14 protein-coding genes are annotated in these 17,984 nt (G+C 61.7%); all 14 read right to left on the bottom strand.

The features are described from left to right. Positions 1–87 precede the first annotated feature (87 nt). A complete protein-coding gene (locus ACF8EF_RS19830; RefSeq protein ID WP_392462387.1) occupies positions 88–2,616 on the bottom strand; it encodes a fused MFS/spermidine synthase in 2,529 nt (842 codons plus the stop codon). 84 nt (positions 2,617–2,700) lie between these two features. Beyond that, positions 2,701–4,266, bottom strand: coding sequence for an arylsulfatase (locus ACF8EF_RS19835; protein WP_176684037.1), 1,566 nt, complete (start codon positions 4,264–4,266; stop codon positions 2,701–2,703). A 98-nt stretch (positions 4,267–4,364) separates the two neighbouring features. Then, the gene (locus ACF8EF_RS19840; RefSeq protein WP_392462389.1) at positions 4,365–5,366 is read right to left on the bottom strand and encodes an HAD family hydrolase; all 1,002 of its coding nucleotides are present in this window, start codon (positions 5,364–5,366) and stop codon (positions 4,365–4,367) included. A gap of 44 nt (positions 5,367–5,410) precedes the next feature. Further along, positions 5,411–6,715, bottom strand: coding sequence for a hypothetical protein (locus ACF8EF_RS19845; protein WP_392462391.1), 1,305 nt, complete (start codon positions 6,713–6,715; stop codon positions 5,411–5,413). Next, entirely contained in the window at positions 6,712–8,307 is a 1,596-nt protein-coding gene (locus ACF8EF_RS19850; protein WP_392462393.1) for a VWA domain-containing protein, read from the bottom strand. The genes ACF8EF_RS19845 and ACF8EF_RS19850 overlap by 4 nt, the downstream gene beginning before the upstream one ends. Next, a complete protein-coding gene (locus ACF8EF_RS19855; RefSeq protein ID WP_392462395.1) occupies positions 8,308–9,300 on the bottom strand; it encodes a vWA domain-containing protein in 993 nt (330 codons plus the stop codon). It lies immediately after the preceding gene. Further along, a complete protein-coding gene (locus ACF8EF_RS19860; RefSeq protein WP_176684042.1) occupies positions 9,287–9,796 on the bottom strand; it encodes a DUF4381 domain-containing protein in 510 nt (169 codons plus the stop codon). Before ACF8EF_RS19860 ends, ACF8EF_RS19855 begins: the two co-directional genes overlap by 14 nt. Further along, the gene (locus ACF8EF_RS19865) at positions 9,793–10,734 is read right to left on the bottom strand and encodes a DUF58 domain-containing protein (RefSeq protein ID WP_392462397.1); all 942 of its coding nucleotides are present in this window, start codon (positions 10,732–10,734) and stop codon (positions 9,793–9,795) included. Before ACF8EF_RS19865 ends, ACF8EF_RS19860 begins: the two co-directional genes overlap by 4 nt. A 13-nt stretch (positions 10,735–10,747) precedes the next feature. Next, positions 10,748–11,722 (bottom strand): AAA family ATPase, encoded by a 975-nt coding sequence (locus ACF8EF_RS19870; protein WP_392462399.1) that lies wholly within the window; start codon positions 11,720–11,722, stop codon positions 10,748–10,750. A gap of 106 nt (positions 11,723–11,828) precedes the next feature. Next, positions 11,829–14,183, bottom strand: coding sequence for a tetratricopeptide repeat protein (locus ACF8EF_RS19875; protein ID WP_392462401.1), 2,355 nt, complete (start codon positions 14,181–14,183; stop codon positions 11,829–11,831). A gap of 283 nt (positions 14,184–14,466) precedes the next feature. Then, on the bottom strand, positions 14,467–15,273 hold the full coding sequence (locus tag ACF8EF_RS19880; RefSeq protein WP_392462403.1) for a transporter: 807 nt from the start codon (positions 15,271–15,273) through the stop codon (positions 14,467–14,469). 53 nt (positions 15,274–15,326) lie between these two features. Then, on the bottom strand, positions 15,327–15,860 hold the full coding sequence (locus ACF8EF_RS19885; protein ID WP_176684047.1) for a hypothetical protein: 534 nt from the start codon (positions 15,858–15,860) through the stop codon (positions 15,327–15,329). Between the two features lie 79 nt (positions 15,861–15,939). Next, positions 15,940–16,608 (bottom strand): DUF3313 domain-containing protein, encoded by a 669-nt coding sequence (locus ACF8EF_RS19890; RefSeq protein ID WP_176684048.1) that lies wholly within the window; start codon positions 16,606–16,608, stop codon positions 15,940–15,942. Positions 16,609–16,655: 47 nt separating this feature from the next. Further along, positions 16,656–17,918, bottom strand: coding sequence for an OmpP1/FadL family transporter (locus tag ACF8EF_RS19895; RefSeq protein ID WP_392462443.1), 1,263 nt, complete (start codon positions 17,916–17,918; stop codon positions 16,656–16,658). Between the last annotated feature and the right edge of the window lie 66 nt (positions 17,919–17,984).

Consider the following 17,984-nt stretch of genomic DNA (forward strand, 5'->3'; position numbering starts at 1 on the left):
TGCTGATCTGGCCCCAGCCATGGCCCCGTGCAGGCGCAACATGCAGTAATAGCCAGGCCTGACGCAGTTTCTAACCGTGGGTTCAGTTCAGCGCCTACCGCCGGTAAACCAGCGCATGTAAGGATTCTCTGCGCTGATCGGCGCCAAGGCCCGCGCCTCGCGCATCCAGGCCTGGCGATTGCCGTTGTAGGCCAGCAGCGACAGCCCATAAAAACGACGCAGCAACGCCCACTCATCATTCACCGCGGCGAGCACCGAGGGGTTGGCATTTTCCAATGGCGGCGCTACCCGCAGCGCCAGTAATGCCGGTAGCACGCGGGTGATTTCGCGCGGCCGTACCCACGGCGCGTACTCGATACGGGGCCGATCGTCGGTAACCGGCTGTGCATCGCCGGCATAACGCTCAAGCCCTTGCCGGTCGGTCACCCAGGTGGCCAGCAATGCTTCGACCGAGCTTACGCCGACCTGGGCCAGGGCAGCCGAAACCTGGGGTTGCTCGAAACGTTGGCGGATGCGCGGTACATCCAGCACCATCGGCGTTGCCGAGCCGATCAAGAGCATCTCGTGAAACTCAGTGGTCCACAGCGAGGCATGCGGGAACACGTCAAGAAAGCTGCGTACCAGCGAGCGGCTGTCCTCGTCGTTCTGGGTGGGGAGCGGTAGCCATTGAGCCACCAGTCCATGCTCCTGCAGGCGAGACGCTGCCAACTGATAGAAGTCGCGCGAGTAAAGGTTGACCACCCCTGCTGCCGAGGGCGGTGGTGGCTCCAGGGTGATCACGTCGTATCGTTGCTCATTACGCAAAAGCTCCCGGCGCCCATCACGCAGGCGGATGTCAAGGCGCGGATCGTTCACAGCGTCGTAGTTACCGGAGAACAGCGGCGCCGCTGCCAGTACCTGCGGCAGCAGTTCGGCAACCACCGGATGCTCCAGGCCTGAATAGCGCAGCATTGCACCGGCGGTGATCCCGGTGCCGAAGCCGATCACCAGCGCCGAGCGCGGCTCGTCGCGATGTATCAGCAATGGCAGCAACGCCTGCAGGCGCATGTAGCGCAGTGACGGCATGGCATCCCCAGTGTTGGACACACCCTGAATGTACAGGCGGTTGAACGCTTGTCCCTGACGCTGCTGGTTGACCACCGCTACCGTGCCGCCGCGGCCTTCCTGGTAGAACACCAGTTCGCCGCTACGCGCACCTGGTAACAACTGTGCCAAGCGTTCTGGTGGGGTAAGTGCGCCGGTAACCAGGGTCGCGCCGCCAACCAGCAGGACCGCTGCCCGCATGCCCTTGTGCACGGCCTTGCCGCGCCATGTCGCTACTGCCCCGATGGCCGCCGCCAGGCAAGCGAGCACCACCAAAGTTCGCACCAGCCCTATTCCAGGCACCAGGACAAACCCCGTGAGCATGACACCGACGATGCCACCCAGGGTATTGAGGGCAATCACCGCCCCCACGTCCCGCCCCACTTGGCCACTGTCCACGGCCAGGCGCAGGGCCAGCGGAAATGCCGCCCCGAGCAACGTGGTCGGGATGAATACCACGCACACTGCGGCAGCCGCAAAGCGCGCGCACATTCCAGCCAACTGGCTGCCGGTCAGTTGCAGTACATGGCTTTCCAGCAGGGTCTGCCAGGTCACCAGCCACCGCCCGAGCCCGGCAATCTGCAACAACGCCAGCAGCCCGGCAGACGCGATCAGCAGGCCGAACAGCCCCCAAGGGTCGCGGATGCGGTCGGCGCGCCGGGCATACAGTGCACTGCCCAGGACCAACCCCGTCAGGTACGTGGCCAGCACCACGGAGAAGGCAAACGCGCGGGTACTCATGAACTGCACGATCGATTGGGTCCACACCACTTCGTAACCGAGCGCCACGCCGCCTGCCAGGCAATACAGGGCGATGGCCAAGCGAGCCTGCGGCGTGCGCGGCAGCGAGGCAGTGGCAGAGGTAGGCAAGGCCCGCTCATCCCTGCCGCGCCCGCACCAGGCGCCCAGCGCGGCCAGCAGATTCAACGCCCCCGCTACGCAGGCGGCCCCGGTGACGCCAAGCAGGGGCAGCAAGACGAATGCCGCCAACAAGGTGCCGCAGATTGCGCCAGCGGTATTGGCGGCGTATAACCGACCACCCGCCTCCCCCGTCTGCGCGTCACTGGGGGTCAGCGCTCGAACCAGTACAGGCAAGGTTCCGCCCATCAAAAAGGCGGGCAGCCCCACCAGGCTCAGTGGCAGCAGCCAGGCCAGCAAGCCGACATTTGCCTCCAGGCGGGCAAACAGTGCCGCACTCTGCGCCAGCCCCAAGGTCGCCGCCACCGCCAGTAAAGCGACCGACAACTCCAGCCCCGCATAGAGCCTGACCGGGTGGCGCAAGCGGTCAGCCCAGCGACCGAACAGCAGGCCGCCCATGGCCAGCCCTGCAAAAAACGCGCTGATGCCAGCGGTGATGGCATACACCTCCACCCCAACCACCAGAGACAGCTGCTTGACCCAAAGCACCTGATAGATCAGCGCTGCACCACCAGAGGCGAACAGCAGCGCCGCAGGCATCAGCCATTGCAGCGGTGCTTGCGTTTCGGTGGTGCCGGGGCTGCCGGCGCGGGGAAGGTTCACGACTGCTGGCATCATCAAGCCTTAACGGACTCACACGCCTGTCCGCACTGGGTATGAAAGAATGCGCCCGCCAAGGGCGGGCGCGGGGCATTGCCGTTATTGCTTCATCTTCTCTTCGATCTTCTTGTCCACGTCAGCACGGATCTGGTCGATGCTGAAACTTGCCGGACGCTGGCTCGGCGGGTATTCCACGAACGTCTGCAGGAATGCGGCAGCTTTGCGGGTTCCCTGGAAGATCAGGTAGTCGTTCTTGGTCACCCAATCGTAGTACTGGTTGGAGACGACATCGGCGCGTTCATACGGGTCCATACGCAGATTGAAGACCTTGGGCACCCGCAGACAGGTGAACGGCTCGCTCCAGACGGCGAAGCCACCCGGGGCGCGCTGTTCGCAGAACACAAGCTTCCAGTTGCCGAAGCGCATCGACACCAGTTCACCGTCGTCGTTGAAGTAATAGAACTCGTTACGTGCGCTCTTGTCCGTTTTGCCGGTCAGATAGTCCAGTTGGTTATAACCGTCCAGATGCACCTTGAAGTTTTTGCCCCCCACATCGGTGCCCTTGAGCAAACGGTCCTTGATGTCAGTGTCACCGGCTGCGGCCAACAGTGTCGGGAACCAGTCCAGCCCCGAGAACATCTGGGTGGACACCGTGCCCGGCTTGACCTTGCCCGGCCAACGGATCATCGCCGGCACGCGGTAGGCGCCTTCCCAGTTGGAGTTCTTCTCGTTGCGGAACGGCGTCGTCGCGGCATCAGGCCAGGAGAACTGGTTAGGACCGTTGTCCGTGGTGTAGACCACGATGGTGTTGTCGGCGATCTTCAGGTCATCGAGGGTCTTGAGCAGCTTGCCCACATCACCGTCGTGTTCGAGCATGCCATCTGCATACTCATTGCCCGGCATGCCGCTCTGCCCACGCATCGACTCACGTACATGGGTATAAAGGTGCATACGGGTGGTGTTCATCCAGACGAAGAACGGCTTGTCAGCCTTGACTTGCTTGTCGATGAAGTTGATTGCCGCCTGGGTGGTCTCGTCGTCGATGGTCTCCATGCGCGACTTGGTCAGCGCACCGGTATCCTCGATCTTGCCATCGGCGCTCGACTTGATCACACCGCGCGGCGAGGTAGCCTTGACGAATGCCTCATCATCCTTAGGCCACAGTTCACGCTCCGGCTCTTCTTCGGCGTTGAGGTGATACAGGTTGCCGAAAAACTCGTCGAACCCATGATTGGTCGGCAGGTATTCATCCCGGTCGCCCAAATGGTTCTTGCCGAACTGGCCAGTGGCATAGCCCTGCGCCTTGAGTGCCTGGGCAATGGTGACATCGCGCGCCTGCAAGCCCACGGGCACCCCAGGCATACCGACCTTGGACAAACCGGTGCGCAGCGGTGTCTGCCCGGTGATGAAGGTAGAACGCCCAGCGGTGCAGCTGTTCTCGGCGTAATAGTCAGTGAACAGCATCCCTTCCTGGCCGATGCGGTCGATGTTCGGCGTCTGATAGCCGACCACGCCCTTGCCGTAGGCACTGATATTGGTCTGGCCAATGTCATCGCCGAATATCACCAGAATATTGGGTTTTTCCGCGGCACTCGCCGTGCACACGCTCACCGCCGCAGTAGCGGCGAGCGCGAATGTGGTTATCCATCTTCTACTGGACTTCATAAGGCGGTTTCTCCGTATCACGTTTACTGGCATTTGCCACGACTACGTGCACGATCGACCTACTGCTTGGCTGGTTCCCTGTGCCCTGCGGTTCTCTTTCATTGAACCTGGTTGCTTTCGAATGGGTAGATGCGCTGCCACTCGCGCGCCATATCGACTACGGTCCAGTTCGCACCCATGGCGGCATCCAGCGCCTTGTCCAGGTGCCCGACCTTGCTGTCGCGGTCATAGGCCCATTCGCGTGTCGCATCGGTGTGGTGGACCAGCCCGACAAAGCGCTTGCCGTCGCCAGCCATGGTCCACTGCAACATTTGCAGGTCGCCGTCGGAGTTGCCGAAGGCGAAGATCGGGCGACGGCCGATATGGGCATCGATGCTCACCGGCTTGCCTGGGCCATCATCGTTGTGCAGCAACTTGGGCAGCCGTTCGATAGACAATTTACCGTTGTCGTCGATAAAGCGCGCTTCCAGTATGGTGCCTATCACTTGCTCTGGCGGCACCCCATAGACTTCCTCAGCGAATGCACGCATGAAAGCCACCTCGCCGCCTGAAACGATGTAAGTCCTGAAGCCGTTGGCCCGCAGGTACTGCAAGAGCTCGAGCATGGGCTGGAAGACCATCTCGGTGAAGGGCTTGTGGGTGCGAGGGTGCACGGCCTTCGCCAGCCAGCGCTGGGTATTGGTGATAAAAGCCTCGGTGCTGACCCCGGCATGAGTGGCGGCCACGATCTTCAGCATACCGTCCATGCCGCTGTCAATGAGTGCTTGCTGGTCGCCCTCAAGGACGGCCTTGAACGGCTGTTGGGTGGCCCATTCCGGGTGCTGCGGTGCGAGCCTTTTGACCTCGTCGAGGGCAAACAGCACTTCGAAATACAGCGGCTGCTCGCTCCACAGCGTGCCATCATTGTCGAAGACGGCGATGCGCTCGGCCTCGGGCACGTAATCTTTGCCGCCCTCGGTGGTCACGGCGCCCACGAAAGCTTCGATGGCTTGCCGTGAAGGACCCTCCCGCCAGGAAGGCAGCGGGTTCGCGGCCTGCACAGCCAAAGGCAACACGAGCAACCAGGTCAACCACCAGCGCGTACGGTGCAGGTCGAGCATGAAGTATCCCTCCTCTGTGCTGCCTATCCACTTCAGGCAAAAACTCATGGGTTGAGTGGTTTCAAGCCTTCAGGGTGACTGACCTGCCGCCCGTTCACCGCCGCTCGCCGCAGCGCTGGCAGAATCGGGCTCAGTGACGGCGCAACCTGGCGTACTTCACTGCCATTGCCGTAACGGTTCTGGAGCCAGTCTAGTAGACGTATTCGCAATGAGGATGGCAAAGATAAGGAAAATTCTGACACCGTGCGCTGCCCGGTAACCCGCCGGATCCACAGGTATAGCCCGTCGAGCTGAGGTGGGTCTTGCGCAAGTTGTGCACGCGCCTGCCGCCAGGCATGGTCGGCAGACTGCAACCGCGCCGTACGCCGCGCTGTTCGCCAGCCTTTCAAATGCCGCCACACCACCTGCATCCACGGCCGTGCAAAGTAAATCAGCACTCCGCCAAGCACCAGCAAGCCCGCTGCCCACAACCCGTAACCGGGCAGGCGCAACTGGGCCTGACGGCCGAGCGCGCGCAGGTCCTGGTCGATGGAAAACGGCGCCTTGTAACCACCCTCGATGGCGTTGACGTCGATGGGGGGCAACGTTGCTTGCCTGGCCTCACCAGTAGCCGCGTCCCACCACTGCAGTTCGATCGCGGGTAATTGGTAACGTCCGGCAGCCGATACCACATAGCTCACACTGTCCTCGCGCTGGCCGCCTATCGAGCCCCCGCGGCCATCACTGAGCGACGCAATACGAGGGGTTTGTACATAGCTTTTAAGGCCTTTGATGTCGACCAACGGTGGCGGCGGTATCAGCATCGCCTGCGCACCTTCGGCTTGCGTCATCACACGGCGGGTAACGCTGTCCCCTGCCCGCAACGGCGAATGCGACAGTTGTGTTTGTTGCTCAAGGCTGACGTTTCGTGCCACCAGGCGGTGCACAGTCGCGTCGCCGGCCAGGGCCTTGGCTGCGAACGCCAGCGGTTCGCTGGTAAGCGTGACCGGGGCATCCGCCTGGCCGGGGAACACCTGAAAGGTTTGCGCCGGGAGTGTGAAGGCCTGGGCCGTTTGCGGGGTAATCTGATAGGTGTAGCGCAGGCCAAAGAAGGTCTTGCCGTCGATTCGCTCGTTCAGATGCTGCGCTTCACCGCTCGGTGCGCTCACCGTCGCACCGGGCAATTCGATCACCGGCAACACGGCCGGCTGGGTGAACCAGGTGTCCACCAATAAGTCGATCTGCAACTCGAGCGTCGCGCCTACTACCGTGTCACCGGCCGGCAGCAGCCGCACCTGCACGCGTGCCTCGGGTGCCGCGACCGCGAGCAATGGCAGGTAGAGCCCTAGCAGCAACAGCAAGCGTTTCATCGGGTGCCCTCCGGGGTTTGCCGTGAGGCGTCCTGAAGCAGGAACTTGCGCCTGAGGAACTGTGCCGGCGACGTCGTCAGGTTGTTCAGCCAGACCTGGTCCGAAGCGGCCTGCGGAGTTTGCTGCTTCTGCCGGGCGCCTTTGGAGGGTGTCTGGTCCTCCACCACCTTGTCGGCCTTCTCGTCTGGTGTACCTGCCTTTTGCTGGTCTTCGTAGTCTTTGAGCAGCGCCTGTGCCAATGCCAGGTTGGCGCTGGCCTCGGGAAACACCGGCTGCCGCTTCAAAGCCTGTTGGTAGGCCTGGACCGCTTGGGGGAACTTGAACTGGCGCACATAGATATTGCCCCGGTAGAAAAAAGCCTGGGCGGTATCGACCTTGCCGAGGCTGACCAGGGCAGCGTCATAGTCGGCGGCGGTGTAGGCAGCCAGGCCTTTCCAGTAAGGGTCGTTGAAATGCGCCGCAGCCTGCGGGTAATGGCCATGCTCAAAGGCCCAGCGGCCCTGCTGGTCAGGCGTGAAGAAGGCGTCAGCGACAGGCCCGGCCCGCGCCGTTTGCGGCTGCGTGCCCAACAATGCCGCCACCAGCACGGTGGCCATCCAGTGCACCTTCCAGCCACGGCGCAGGCACAGCAGAGCAATCAGCGCCAGCGGCCAGCACAGCCAGTAGCCGGCGTCCTTCCAGTGCACCTGCTGCGCGTCGCCTTGGGCTGCCTGAAAATGTTGCTGCGCATGCAGTTCGATCCAGTCCAGGTCGTCGTCACTCAGGGTCAGGCTGCCCAGCGGGCCGTTGACGGCTTTGGCCAACTGCCTCAAGCCCTGCTGATCGAAGTCCGCCTGTAGCGGGCGCCCTTCGGCATCGACGCGGGTACGGCCCTGGGCGTCATGCAAAACACCGCTGTCGTAGCTGCCAACGGCCAGTACCATCACCTGCAGGTCGCTGCCTTTCAGCGCGCCCGCGAGCGCCGACAGTTGCCCGGCATCGGCGCCATCGGTCAGCAGCACCAGCGTGCCGGGTACCTGTTCGGCAGCAAGCAAGCGTTTAGCCACTTCGATCACGCCCATCACGTCCTTGCCGGGTTTGGCGATCAAATCGGTGGTCAGCGCTTGCAAAAACGTATCGAGCAACTGCGGGTCTTCCGTGGCGGGCAGCACCAGATGCGCGCTGCCGGCATACACGATGAGCGCGGTGCGCGCCCCCGCGCGGCGCATCACCAGGTCATGCAAGGTATGTTTGGCGGCTTGCAGGCGGGACGGGGGGACGTCGTCGGCATCCATCGAGGGCGACAGGTCCAGCGCAAGGATCAACGGCGCACGGTTGTCGACGAACGCCGGGATATCTCGCTGCCAGGTCGGCCCGGCGGCGGCCAGCGCACCCAGGCCGAGCAGTGCTGCCAGCAGGTGGACGGGCCGCACCCGCTGTTGCTCCTCGGGGGTGATGAGCAAATGCTCGACCAGGTGCGGAGCGATCACGCCGTGCAACTGCCGCTTCAGATCATGGCGCCGCTGCCAGGCCCATGGCAGCAGCGCAGCCGGTAGCCACAGCAACAACCAGTAAGGGCGTAGCAGGTGCAAGGCGCTGAGGTCGATGTCCATTCACGGCCTCCCCTGCGCAGGCCGTGCCCGCAACGGGCCAGCCATGGCTGCAAGGCTATGCCCCAAGGCCAGCAACAGCAGGGCCGCCCCCAGTGGCCACCAGAACAGGTCACGCTTGGGCTGGTGGCTGAAGGTCTTGACGCGGTGCGGGGTGATCCGGTCGAGTGTGGCATACACCTGCGCCAGCGCGCCCCGGTCATCGGCGCGGAAGAACCGGCCACCGGTGGTACGCGCGATGCCCTCCAGCGCCTGCAAGTCCACCTTGTCTTCACCGCTGGCCTGGGGGTCGCCGATACTAATGGTATGTACCACGATATTCCGATCGCTGGCCAAGGCTGCCGCGTGTTCAGGCGTTATGGCGCTGCCGGTGTCGTTGCCGTCGCTCAGCAGCACCATCACCTTTTCCTGCTCATTGGCCTGGTCCAGCAGCTTGATGGCAAGGCCAATGGCATCGCCTATGGCGGTATTCGGCCCAGCCATCCCCACACCGACTTCATCAAGCAGCAGCGAGAGGCTGGCATGATCGAGGGTCAGGGGCGCCTGTGGGTAGGCGCCCGTGCCGAAGACGATCAAGCCGATGCGGTCTTGCTTGCGCTGGGCGATGAAGTCGCGGACCACCCCTTTCACCGCGCTCAACCGATCCACTTGCCGGCCATTGGCGTCAGTAAAGTCCTTGGCCTGCATGGACTGCGAAATATCGATCGCCAGCAGCATGTCGCGGATCGGTTGCTCACGCTCGATGGCCTTTTCCACCAGTACGGGCCGCGCGCAGGCCGCCACCAGAAGACCCCATACCAGCAGGTTCACGAGCACTTGCCAGCGTCCGCCCGAGGGTGGCGAGGTGCCCGGCAACTGGTTCACTGCACGGCTCATGGCGAAGAAAAACGGCACCCGCAATGCGCTGCGCGCCTCGTGATAAGGGCGCATGAAACGGTAGACGACCCAGGGCAAGGGCAGCAACAAGAACACCCACAGGTAATCAAACTGCCACATGATGAGCCTCGATCCAGCGCCTGCAGGTGTTCACCAGGGTCCGCAGCTCAGGTTCGCCGATCGCCTGCACCTGCAGGTCTGGCGCATAAGCCAGCGTGTGCAGTTGCGCGGCGAACTGCCCAGGCAAGGCAAAGCGTGCCCGCTGCTGCAGAAACACCTGCCATTGCGCGCCCGACAAGCTGTGTACCGCGGGTGCATCGGGCATGGAAAGCGCTACCCGCTTGAGCAGCTCCGGCACTTCACGCAGGGCCGCCAGACGCTGCTCGGGCTTGGCCAGCGCCCCCACCAGCGCGTCGAGCCGCAACAGCGCCTCACGCCGATAGCGATTGCGCTGCCAGCGCCGCCAGGCATACACGGCATAAGCGAGCCCTGCCAGCACCACGAAGGCCAGCAATACCGCCCAGCCCCAGGTGTGCGGGGCGTAACTGAACGGCGGTACCGGCAACGGCAGCTCCTTGAGCTGGTCGATGGCGGCAGGCGACGGCCGGGCACTCATCGGGCACTTCCCCCAAGCCGCCCCAGTTCACGCTGTACCTGGCCCAGCACCTCGTCGCCGGTACTGATCATCATCAGGGGTATCTGGCTGCGGCGCAGCAACTGAGCCACGTCCTGCAGGCGCCCGGAGAAAAAGTCGCCCAACGGCCGGTGCACCTGGCGCCGCCCAACCTCAAGGTCGATCTGTACCTCACCCTGCGTCACGCTCAGACGCCCCTTGTCAGGGACATCCAGCGCAATGGGGTCATACACCTGCATGGCGATCACATCATTGTGCGCGCTCAGTTGGCGCAACAGCTTCAAGGTCTGCTCCGACACGCCGGCAAAGTCACTGATGATGCAAATCAGCGCATCATGCCCGGCCAGGCCGAGGACAGTGCGCAGCGCATTGTCGAGTTGCCCCTCCAGCTCGCTGTCCGGCCCTGACGCACTGAGGCGATTGTTGCTGCCCACCACTGCTGCGCAAAGTTCCTGCACCCGTGCGCGGCTGCGCAGCGGCCTGATGTGCACCACCTGCTGATCGTCGAACACCAGCCCGCCCACCCGATCACCGGCCTGCAGGGCGATCCATGCCGACAACGCGGCAAGCTCGGCAGCGGTGACCGACTTGAAACTGCGCCTGGAGCCGAAGTACATGTTCATGCGCTGATCGACCAGCAGCAGCGTCGGCCGGTCGCGCTCCTCGGTAAAGGTGCGCACGAACGGCTTGCCATAGCGTAACGAGGCGCGCCAGTCGAGGTGTCGCAGGTCATCGCCAGGTATGTAACGGCGCAGCTCGTCGAAGCTCAAGCCACGGCCACGCAGGCGTGAGGCATGGTTGCCCGCCAGAATGCTCGCCAAGGGCTGACGCGCCAGAAAGCTCAAACCGCGCACGCGGTACTCGAACGCCATCAGCTGGCTCAGCGAAGCGTAGACGAAGCCATCCTGGGTCGGTTGCATGGGCTCGCTCCGTTCAGGCTGGGATGGCGACCTTGTCCAGCAGCCGGTCGATCACCTGGTCGGCCCCAATGCCATCGGCGACGGCGTCGTAAGAGAGCTGCAAGCGGTGGCGCAACACCGGATGGATGACCGCACGCACATCGTCCGGGGTGACGTACTCCTGCCCGGCCAGCCACGCGTGGGCGCGCGCCACCCTATCCAGGCTGATACCGCCACGCGGGCTGGCGCCGATCTTGATCCAACGCCCAAGGTCCGGATCATGCTCTGCCGGGTGGCGGGTGCCGTTGATCAGATCGATCAGGTAGCGGTCGATCGCGGGCGATACTTCGATGCCCGCGATCGCGCTGCGGGCGGCGAACACCACTTCCTGGGGCAGACGCCCAGGCGCCTGGTGCGGGTGGCCTGCCTGTTGTTCCTCATCGCGCACCAGCCGTAGCACCAGGGTTTCATCCTCCACCTTGGGATAGTCCAGTTGCAGCTTCATCAGGAACCGGTCCATCTGCGCCTCGGGCAATGGGTAGGTACCTTCTTGCTCGATGGGGTTCTGGGTCGCCAGCACCATGAACAGGCCCGACATCGGGTAGCTCTGCCCGGCTACGGTAATCTGGCGTTCTTCCATGGCTTCAAGCAGTGCTGCCTGAACCTTGGCCGGGGCGCGGTTGATCTCATCGGCGAGAATCACGTTGCCGAACAGCGGCCCAGGCTGAAACTTGATCTCGTTGCCCTGTGCGGTCTGCTGGAGGATTTCGCCACCGGTGATGTCCGACGGTAATAGGTCGGGGGTGAACTGGATGCGCCGCATGCTGGCTTCCAGATGCGTGGCCAACGCCTTGACCGTACGCGTTTTGGCCAGCCCAGGCAGGCTTTCCAGCAAGACGTGACCATTGGCCAGCAAGCCAAGAATCACATGACGAATGGTGTCGGCCTGGCCCAGCACGCTCTGCGCCACACGGGCTTCGAGTTCAGCAATCTGCTCGCGTATATCCACTGTCCGGTCCTAGTCAGTCGGGGCATCGACAAGAGGCCCCACGGATGTTCGCAACTGCTTGAAGGCGACGAGGTAAATCTAGCCGCTCACCGCGCCCTCGCCAGCTTCAGTTTGTGCTTTCGTACTTTTGCCAATAAGGCTCGATGCCCTGCAGGCGTATATCGTCAGGGGCCGCTTTGCGCATCCTTTGCACATAGGCGTAGGCTTCACTGCGTTCACCGGCCAAGGCATGCAGGTAGATCAACGAGTAAAGCAGGTCGGCGTTGTCAGGCGCCTGCTTGAGGCCCTGTTCCAGTGCCACCAAGGCCTCATCCCGACGGTTCATGCGCGACAGCAGCAAACCTTGGTTGTAACGAATGCGCGCATTGCCCGGCAGCGCGACCGCTGCGGTTTCCATCAAGCCCATGGCCTCTTCGGGCTGGCGTCGCTCCACCAGCAGCAGGGCCAGCATGTACGCCAGGTTGCCGTGGTCGGGGGCCGACATCTTGTCCAGCGCCAGGCCTGCACGCAGTACCTTTTCCGCTTCATCGAGCTGATGTTCGGCGGTTGCGAGATTGGCCAGGTTGACCCGCGCCGGCACAAAGTAAGGGTCAAGGCGCAGTGCCTGACGGTACTGTTCCATGGCTTCTTGCTGGCGCCCCTGGCGGCTCAACAGGACGGCCAGGTTCAAACGCCCGCCAGGCAGGTCGGCATTGCCACGCAGCCGCGCCTCATAGTCCGCCAATGCGGCGCTGAACACCTCCATCGACTGGGCTGGCAACTGCGCCTTGGGCACATCCGCGAGCGCCCGCACTGCCTCATCGCGCACCGCCAGGGACGGATCTTCGAGCAGGGGCAACAGTGGCTTGAGACGCTGCTCTGGTGGCACGCTCGAGAAACCAGAGGTGGCGTAGGCTCGCACCAAGGGGCTCGGATCTTTCAACGCCCAGCCCAGACTGATGAGGGCCTGGGGGCCCAGGTCGGCCATCTGTTCGGCAGCAGTGGCCCGGACAATGGTTGGCTTGGTCTTGTCTGCCAGCACCGTATTCAAAAGGCTCAACGGGATACCTTGGCCATCGCGCACCGCCTGGAACGCCTCGCCAAACAACACCGGCTGCTGCGGTTTGCCAAACCACTGCTCGATTGCCTTGGCCGCCCAGGCCGGTTGCTGATCCTTGTGACAGGCGGTGCAGGCATCGGGGCTGTCGACCTTGCTGGCGAGGTCCGGACGTGGGATCCGCAAGCTGTGGTCGCGACGGGGGTCGACGACCATGTAGGTCTTGGTCGGCATGTGGCAACTGACACACTGGGCGCCAGGGCTGCCAGCGACATGGTGATGGTGGGCGGGTGTATCGTAGTCCTTGGCCTGCAGGGTGGCGAAGCGGGCAACCGGTGGATTGCCGTTGTGGCATTGCAGGCACAGCCCGTTGCCTTCGATCTTGACCTTGGTGGTGTGGGGATTGTGGCAGTCGGTGCAGCCTACCCCTGCATTGTACATTTTGCTTTGCGTGAACGAGCCGTACTCGTACACCTCACCGTCGATCTGACCATCAGCGTGGTAAAGGCCACGGCGCAATGTTGCCGGGAGGCTCTGGTCAAGCTGCGGATGACCAGGTAACTGACCCACGCCAAGGGTCTGCCGCCGGCTGTGGCAGAACGCACATTGCTCGACCATGCCCTGGCTGCCCAACGCCTTGTAATCGACGGCCAGGCCTATGTCCTTGGCCGACGCATAGGCTTGCTCGGCTGGTTTGGTTTTATTCGCCCAATCGACATGCGCCTTGCCAGGCCCATGACAGCTCTGGCAGCCAACGTTCTGCTCTTTCCAGGTGGAGGCGAAGCTGTCCTGACGATCGTCGTAATGCTTCATCAAGCGAGTGGAATGGCAATCGGCGCACATGCCGTTCCAGTTCTGGTAGCGACCGGTCCAGTGCAAGGGGTCATCGGGCGCGAAGCGTTGGCCTGGGTAGAGCGAGAACCAGCGTTGCCCGCCCTCGCCCTTGGCTCTGCTGTCCCAGGCGATGGTCAAAGCCTGCAGGCGGCCCCTGGGCAGGGCAACCAGGTACTGCTGCAGCGGATAGTGGCCAAAGGTGTAGAGAATTTGAAAGTCTGCCGGCTGGCCATCCTCACCTTCGGTATTGACGAAGAAGCCACCCTGCCTGCGGAAGAAACGCGCCGTTACCCCGGCCTCATCGAAGCGAGCATCCTTGAAGTTGCCGAGCACGTTGGCCTCGGTGGCATCACGCATGGCCCAACCGTGATCCGAGTCCTTCCAGGCCTTGGCCTGGGTAACGTGACAGCCAAGGCAAGTAGCGGTTGCCACATAGTCCTCGGACACGATCGAGGGGGTGGGCACAGAACCCGCCTCATCAGCGGAGAACGCGATGCCCACTGGGCCAAACAGCCAAATGGTCAAAACAGCCAAACAGCACAAGGCCTTAAACGGCAAGCCCAGCATATTGCCTTCGTTGCGACGCGCCATCCTTTAGCTCCGTGGTCAAACGAATCAGCGCCCCTTGGAGGAGGCTTCTGGCATGCCAAGTAGCGACGACTGCGTAATTAGGCTGTTGCCTAGGGAGCATGAAAAGCCTTTGGACGAAGGTCAGGCTGTTTTCAACGCAGCATCACCGAATATCAAGACTCTTCATACAGAGCCGAAACCCACCGTTCGCAAATGACCGCTCGGACAGGCCTGCAGGCCACTGGTTACTGATCATAGCCGCAAACTGAAAATCCGCTTTGTTATTATTGGCTTACTGCCCGGCTCAGCGGGGGAACAGCAGCGTCACAGCAAAGCGAAAGCCCCAGCCGTCCGGGCCATTATCCGGTGAATCGAGCCAGTAACGCGGGCCGGCCTGGACGGTAATGGGGTGGCCGCCAACCTTCAATAATTGGGTAACGGTCAGGTTGAGCGGAATCGTCCAGTCTTTGGATTGCCAGTCGTAGGTGGACTCACTGTTGATACCAAAGGTGGTCAACGTACTATTGGTGTATGAAAGAAACGGCTGCAAGAAGGTCTGATTGACCTTCTCCTTTCCATCCGCAGGGCTGCCCTCCAGCCCCCAGATATGATTGGCCAATATGCCGTGCGTCCAACCGTTGGATTGCTTCAAGGCTACCGCGGTCGGCCCGAGCCCCCATTGTTCACTGCTCAGTACGTCGTTGCTGCCTGTTGGTATCAGCAGCGCCGGCCCTGCACCGAGTATCCAGCCACTGGCAGTGGGTTGTTTCGGTGAAAAGAAAAAGCTCTGGGTCACATCCCCCACACCAGAGGTGTCCGCTGCTCCCCCCAGGCCGTGCTGGTCGATGACGGGCAGGATAGTTCGGGAAATCAGGTTCCACTCTTCATTCAGGCTGAAAGGCAGAACGGGCTGAATGTTTGTCAGGCTGCGCTTGCCATTGCCGCCCGGGCCTATTTTCTGGTCCCAGTTATATTGCACCGGCAAGCTGTACATGGCCGCAACTGGGTTAAGCGCTTTCTTGGCAAGCTCTGCCGAGTTTTCAGCTTGCCCTTGTCCGGTATGTGCCAGCAAGGCAAGTAGATAGAGCGGGTAGCCATTTCTTTTCGACATAGTATTACCCCTAAACTGAAAGCCACTTCGTTGCGATCGGCCTGGCTATTCGGCTATCCCGTGTGATTCGACATCTCGGATTGCTTTGACGGTAGCGGGCCGATGAACATGCGTTTAAGGCGCTCGCGGCCAATGACGCGCGCCAACTCTGCGATGACGCAATACATGAATATCAATGTCATCAGCAAAATCTGAACAGCCCAAAAGCGAGGCCAGTTTATGGATGCCCACAACATCGCGTTTGCATCGAGCAAGCCCTCAGCCTCTTTCCAGTACTCATACAGACGTTCCAGGTAATGAACGATCAGCGCGACCATTGCATACATGAGTGTTTTCCAGACAACGTTCCAGATTAGCGGCTTGTCGGGAAACCGGTTGATGAAAGGCAGCATATCGGCAACCAGCACAGACTTGCCCAATATCAGAGCGGCGATCAGCACCGAGGCAGAGACAGGCAGCTCCACCCCTGAGCCCTTGATCATAAGTGCGCGAATCAGCGCAACGATGTGCAGAATCACGAAAAAAAACACGGTGGGCGGAAGCACTTTCAGGCATTCATGTTTGATTTTGAGCATGACCGTTTTCATCGGGGCCCCCTTGAAGCATTGCATTCATGCATCACTTTCCGCTCCCTTGGCGCACCTCCGCGACAGGGGAACATGCGGGCTATTTCTTCAGCGCCTGGAATGAACTGACCATATCCTTTGCCCAGCCATCGAGCACGGCACGTGCGTCCTTGGCCTGCATGATCTGCGAGGAGTTGTCCAGTTCAGCGCCTGCACCTTTACGTACCACTTCGGCCACCAACTCATCGGTACTTCCATCAATGAATGCGGCCTCCGTGGCCACGCTGGTGTCCTGGTCGCGAATACCTGTAGCCGTACTGATACCGGCGGCCACCAACGCGATCGGGATAACCTCATACGGGCGCAGCCCCTTGGTTTTGGCGCTCACCCCAGTGATCGCCGGGCGCACCACCAGTACACCAGGCCCAGGGCTCGTCGCCAGCGGCAGGACTGTGGAAAATCGGTTCTTCAACGCCTGATCGTAATATTGGGTTATGCCTTGCAAGGTTTGCTGCGGAATTTTCGCGGTGGGTTGCGGTTTAGGGTAAAACTGGCTGGGTTCGACATAGACGCTGGAAAACTGGTTGGCATTGATGCCAGGCTTGATCCAGCGCATGACCTCGGCACCCGAAGGTGATTTGTCTTCCTTGAGCTTGCTGTAGTCCTTCAGAAATCCGGAATACTCATCAGGCTCCACGTATTTGCTCGTGCACCCATGCAGTAACAGCGATGCGAGACAAACGGTTGCAATAAGAGACTTACTTTTCATGCAACTTCTCCTTCCACGTTGGAGCGGTTATCCAAGGATGAGCGTCTTCAGAATCGCCAGGTTGCACCGCCTCCGACGATGTGCAGGGCAGCGTTATCGAAACGGCCTGACAGCGTGTCGCCGGAACGCGCTTTGGTCTGCTCCACGTCCATGTCGCCGAGCCAGACCAGCGTGTACGCCAGATGCAGGTCCAGTCCTTCTTCAATCTGATAGTTCACCCCGGTTGCGAAGCGCCATACCTCGCCCATCGGGTTGTCCACGGTCCGGTCCTTGTCATCCACGGCCGAACTGTCATAGCCCACCCCAAAGCTCCAGCGCAATTGGCGGGTAGACTGGTACTGGGCGCCCACCGAAGCGTGCCAGGTGTCCTTGTACTTGCGATCGACCGTGCGGCTGACCCCGGCAGCATTGGCGTCCACCTCGACTCCGATGTCACCGAACTCGCTCCAGTCCTGCCAACCCAGGCTGCCCAGCAATGTCCACTGCTCGTCCAACTGGTGGGCCACACTGAATGTCGCGGTCTGCGGTACATTCATCTCCAGTTCCAGCGTGTCTACCGCCAGGCGGTTCAGGGCGGCATTGATGAGGGGATTGTTGATGTTGCTGACGTGCGGATTGTCTTCAAACTCCAGTTTCACCTTGCTGGTGTAGGCCAGGCCAATTCGCGTGCGAGGGGCGAGTTGGTAGAGCAGGCCCAGGTTCACCCCAATGCCGAAATCGGTGTCCTTGTATTCGAGTTGGCCATCGGGGCGCTCGACCAATCCCAGCAGGCTGTTATTGATGGCCACCTCGGTGCGGTAATAGCCGAGCATCATGCGCGGGCCGACGCCGACGGTGAGGTCATCGGTGAACTTGTAAGCAAAGGTGGGTTGGAAAGACACACCAATCACTGCTGCTTCCTGGTTGAAGTATCGCCCTGCCCAGTCATCGTCGTAGTTCAGTGCCAGGCCGAAATTACCGTACATGCCGAACCCGATGGCCGAGCGGTCATCGAGCTGGTGGCTGATGAACAGGCTGGCGCCCGGCAGGTATTGCAGGGCATTGCCGCCCTCGTTGCCGTCGAACTGGTTGTTGCTGTCGCGTGAGTAACGCAGGTCGCCAAGGATTACCTGCGCGTTGGCGCTGATCTGCGTGCCAGGCAGCAGGGCGATACCTGCGGGGTTGCTCATCAGCACGCTGGGGTCGGTGGCCAGCGCCGCCGAGCCAGCATTGGCCAAGCCGTTGCTTTCCTGGCCGGCCTCATAGATGAAGATGCCTCCGGCTAACAGGTCGCTACTGTGGAGAGCCAACAGGATAACCGGTGCAAGCATCCACCCTTTCGCATGTTCCGCACGATGCGTACTGAAGCTTTTTACGAACACAGTCATTGCCAGCTC

Origin of the sequence: Pseudomonas sp. zjy_15 (assembly GCF_043101865.1) — a bacterium.
Taxonomy (GTDB): Bacteria; Pseudomonadota; Gammaproteobacteria; order Pseudomonadales; family Pseudomonadaceae; genus Aquipseudomonas; species Aquipseudomonas putida_Y.

What these genes read in the sequence shown, in the direction of transcription:
- ACF8EF_RS19830 (WP_392462387.1), bottom strand. Translation starts at nt 2,616, where the DNA reads ATGCCAGCAGTCGTGAACCTTCCCCGCGCCGGCAGCCCCGGCACCACC.
- ACF8EF_RS19835 (WP_176684037.1), bottom strand. Translation starts at nt 4,266, where the DNA reads ATGAAGTCCAGTAGAAGATGGATAACCACATTCGCGCTCGCCGCTACT.
- ACF8EF_RS19840 (WP_392462389.1), bottom strand. Translation starts at nt 5,366, where the DNA reads ATGCTCGACCTGCACCGTACGCGCTGGTGGTTGACCTGGTTGCTCGTG.
- ACF8EF_RS19845 (WP_392462391.1), bottom strand. Translation starts at nt 6,715, where the DNA reads ATGAAACGCTTGCTGTTGCTGCTAGGGCTCTACCTGCCATTGCTCGCG.
- ACF8EF_RS19850 (WP_392462393.1), bottom strand. Translation starts at nt 8,307, where the DNA reads ATGGACATCGACCTCAGCGCCTTGCACCTGCTACGCCCTTACTGGTTG.
- ACF8EF_RS19855 (WP_392462395.1), bottom strand. Translation starts at nt 9,300, where the DNA reads ATGTGGCAGTTTGATTACCTGTGGGTGTTCTTGTTGCTGCCCTTGCCC.
- ACF8EF_RS19860 (WP_176684042.1), bottom strand. Translation starts at nt 9,796, where the DNA reads ATGAGTGCCCGGCCGTCGCCTGCCGCCATCGACCAGCTCAAGGAGCTG.
- ACF8EF_RS19865 (WP_392462397.1), bottom strand. Translation starts at nt 10,734, where the DNA reads ATGCAACCGACCCAGGATGGCTTCGTCTACGCTTCGCTGAGCCAGCTG.
- ACF8EF_RS19875 (WP_392462401.1), bottom strand. Translation starts at nt 14,183, where the DNA reads ATGGCGCGTCGCAACGAAGGCAATATGCTGGGCTTGCCGTTTAAGGCC.
- ACF8EF_RS19880 (WP_392462403.1), bottom strand. Translation starts at nt 15,273, where the DNA reads ATGTCGAAAAGAAATGGCTACCCGCTCTATCTACTTGCCTTGCTGGCA.
- ACF8EF_RS19885 (WP_176684047.1), bottom strand. Translation starts at nt 15,860, where the DNA reads ATGAAAACGGTCATGCTCAAAATCAAACATGAATGCCTGAAAGTGCTT.
- ACF8EF_RS19890 (WP_176684048.1), bottom strand. Translation starts at nt 16,608, where the DNA reads ATGAAAAGTAAGTCTCTTATTGCAACCGTTTGTCTCGCATCGCTGTTA.
- ACF8EF_RS19895 (WP_392462443.1), bottom strand. Translation starts at nt 17,918, where the DNA reads ATGCTTGCACCGGTTATCCTGTTGGCTCTCCACAGTAGCGACCTGTTA.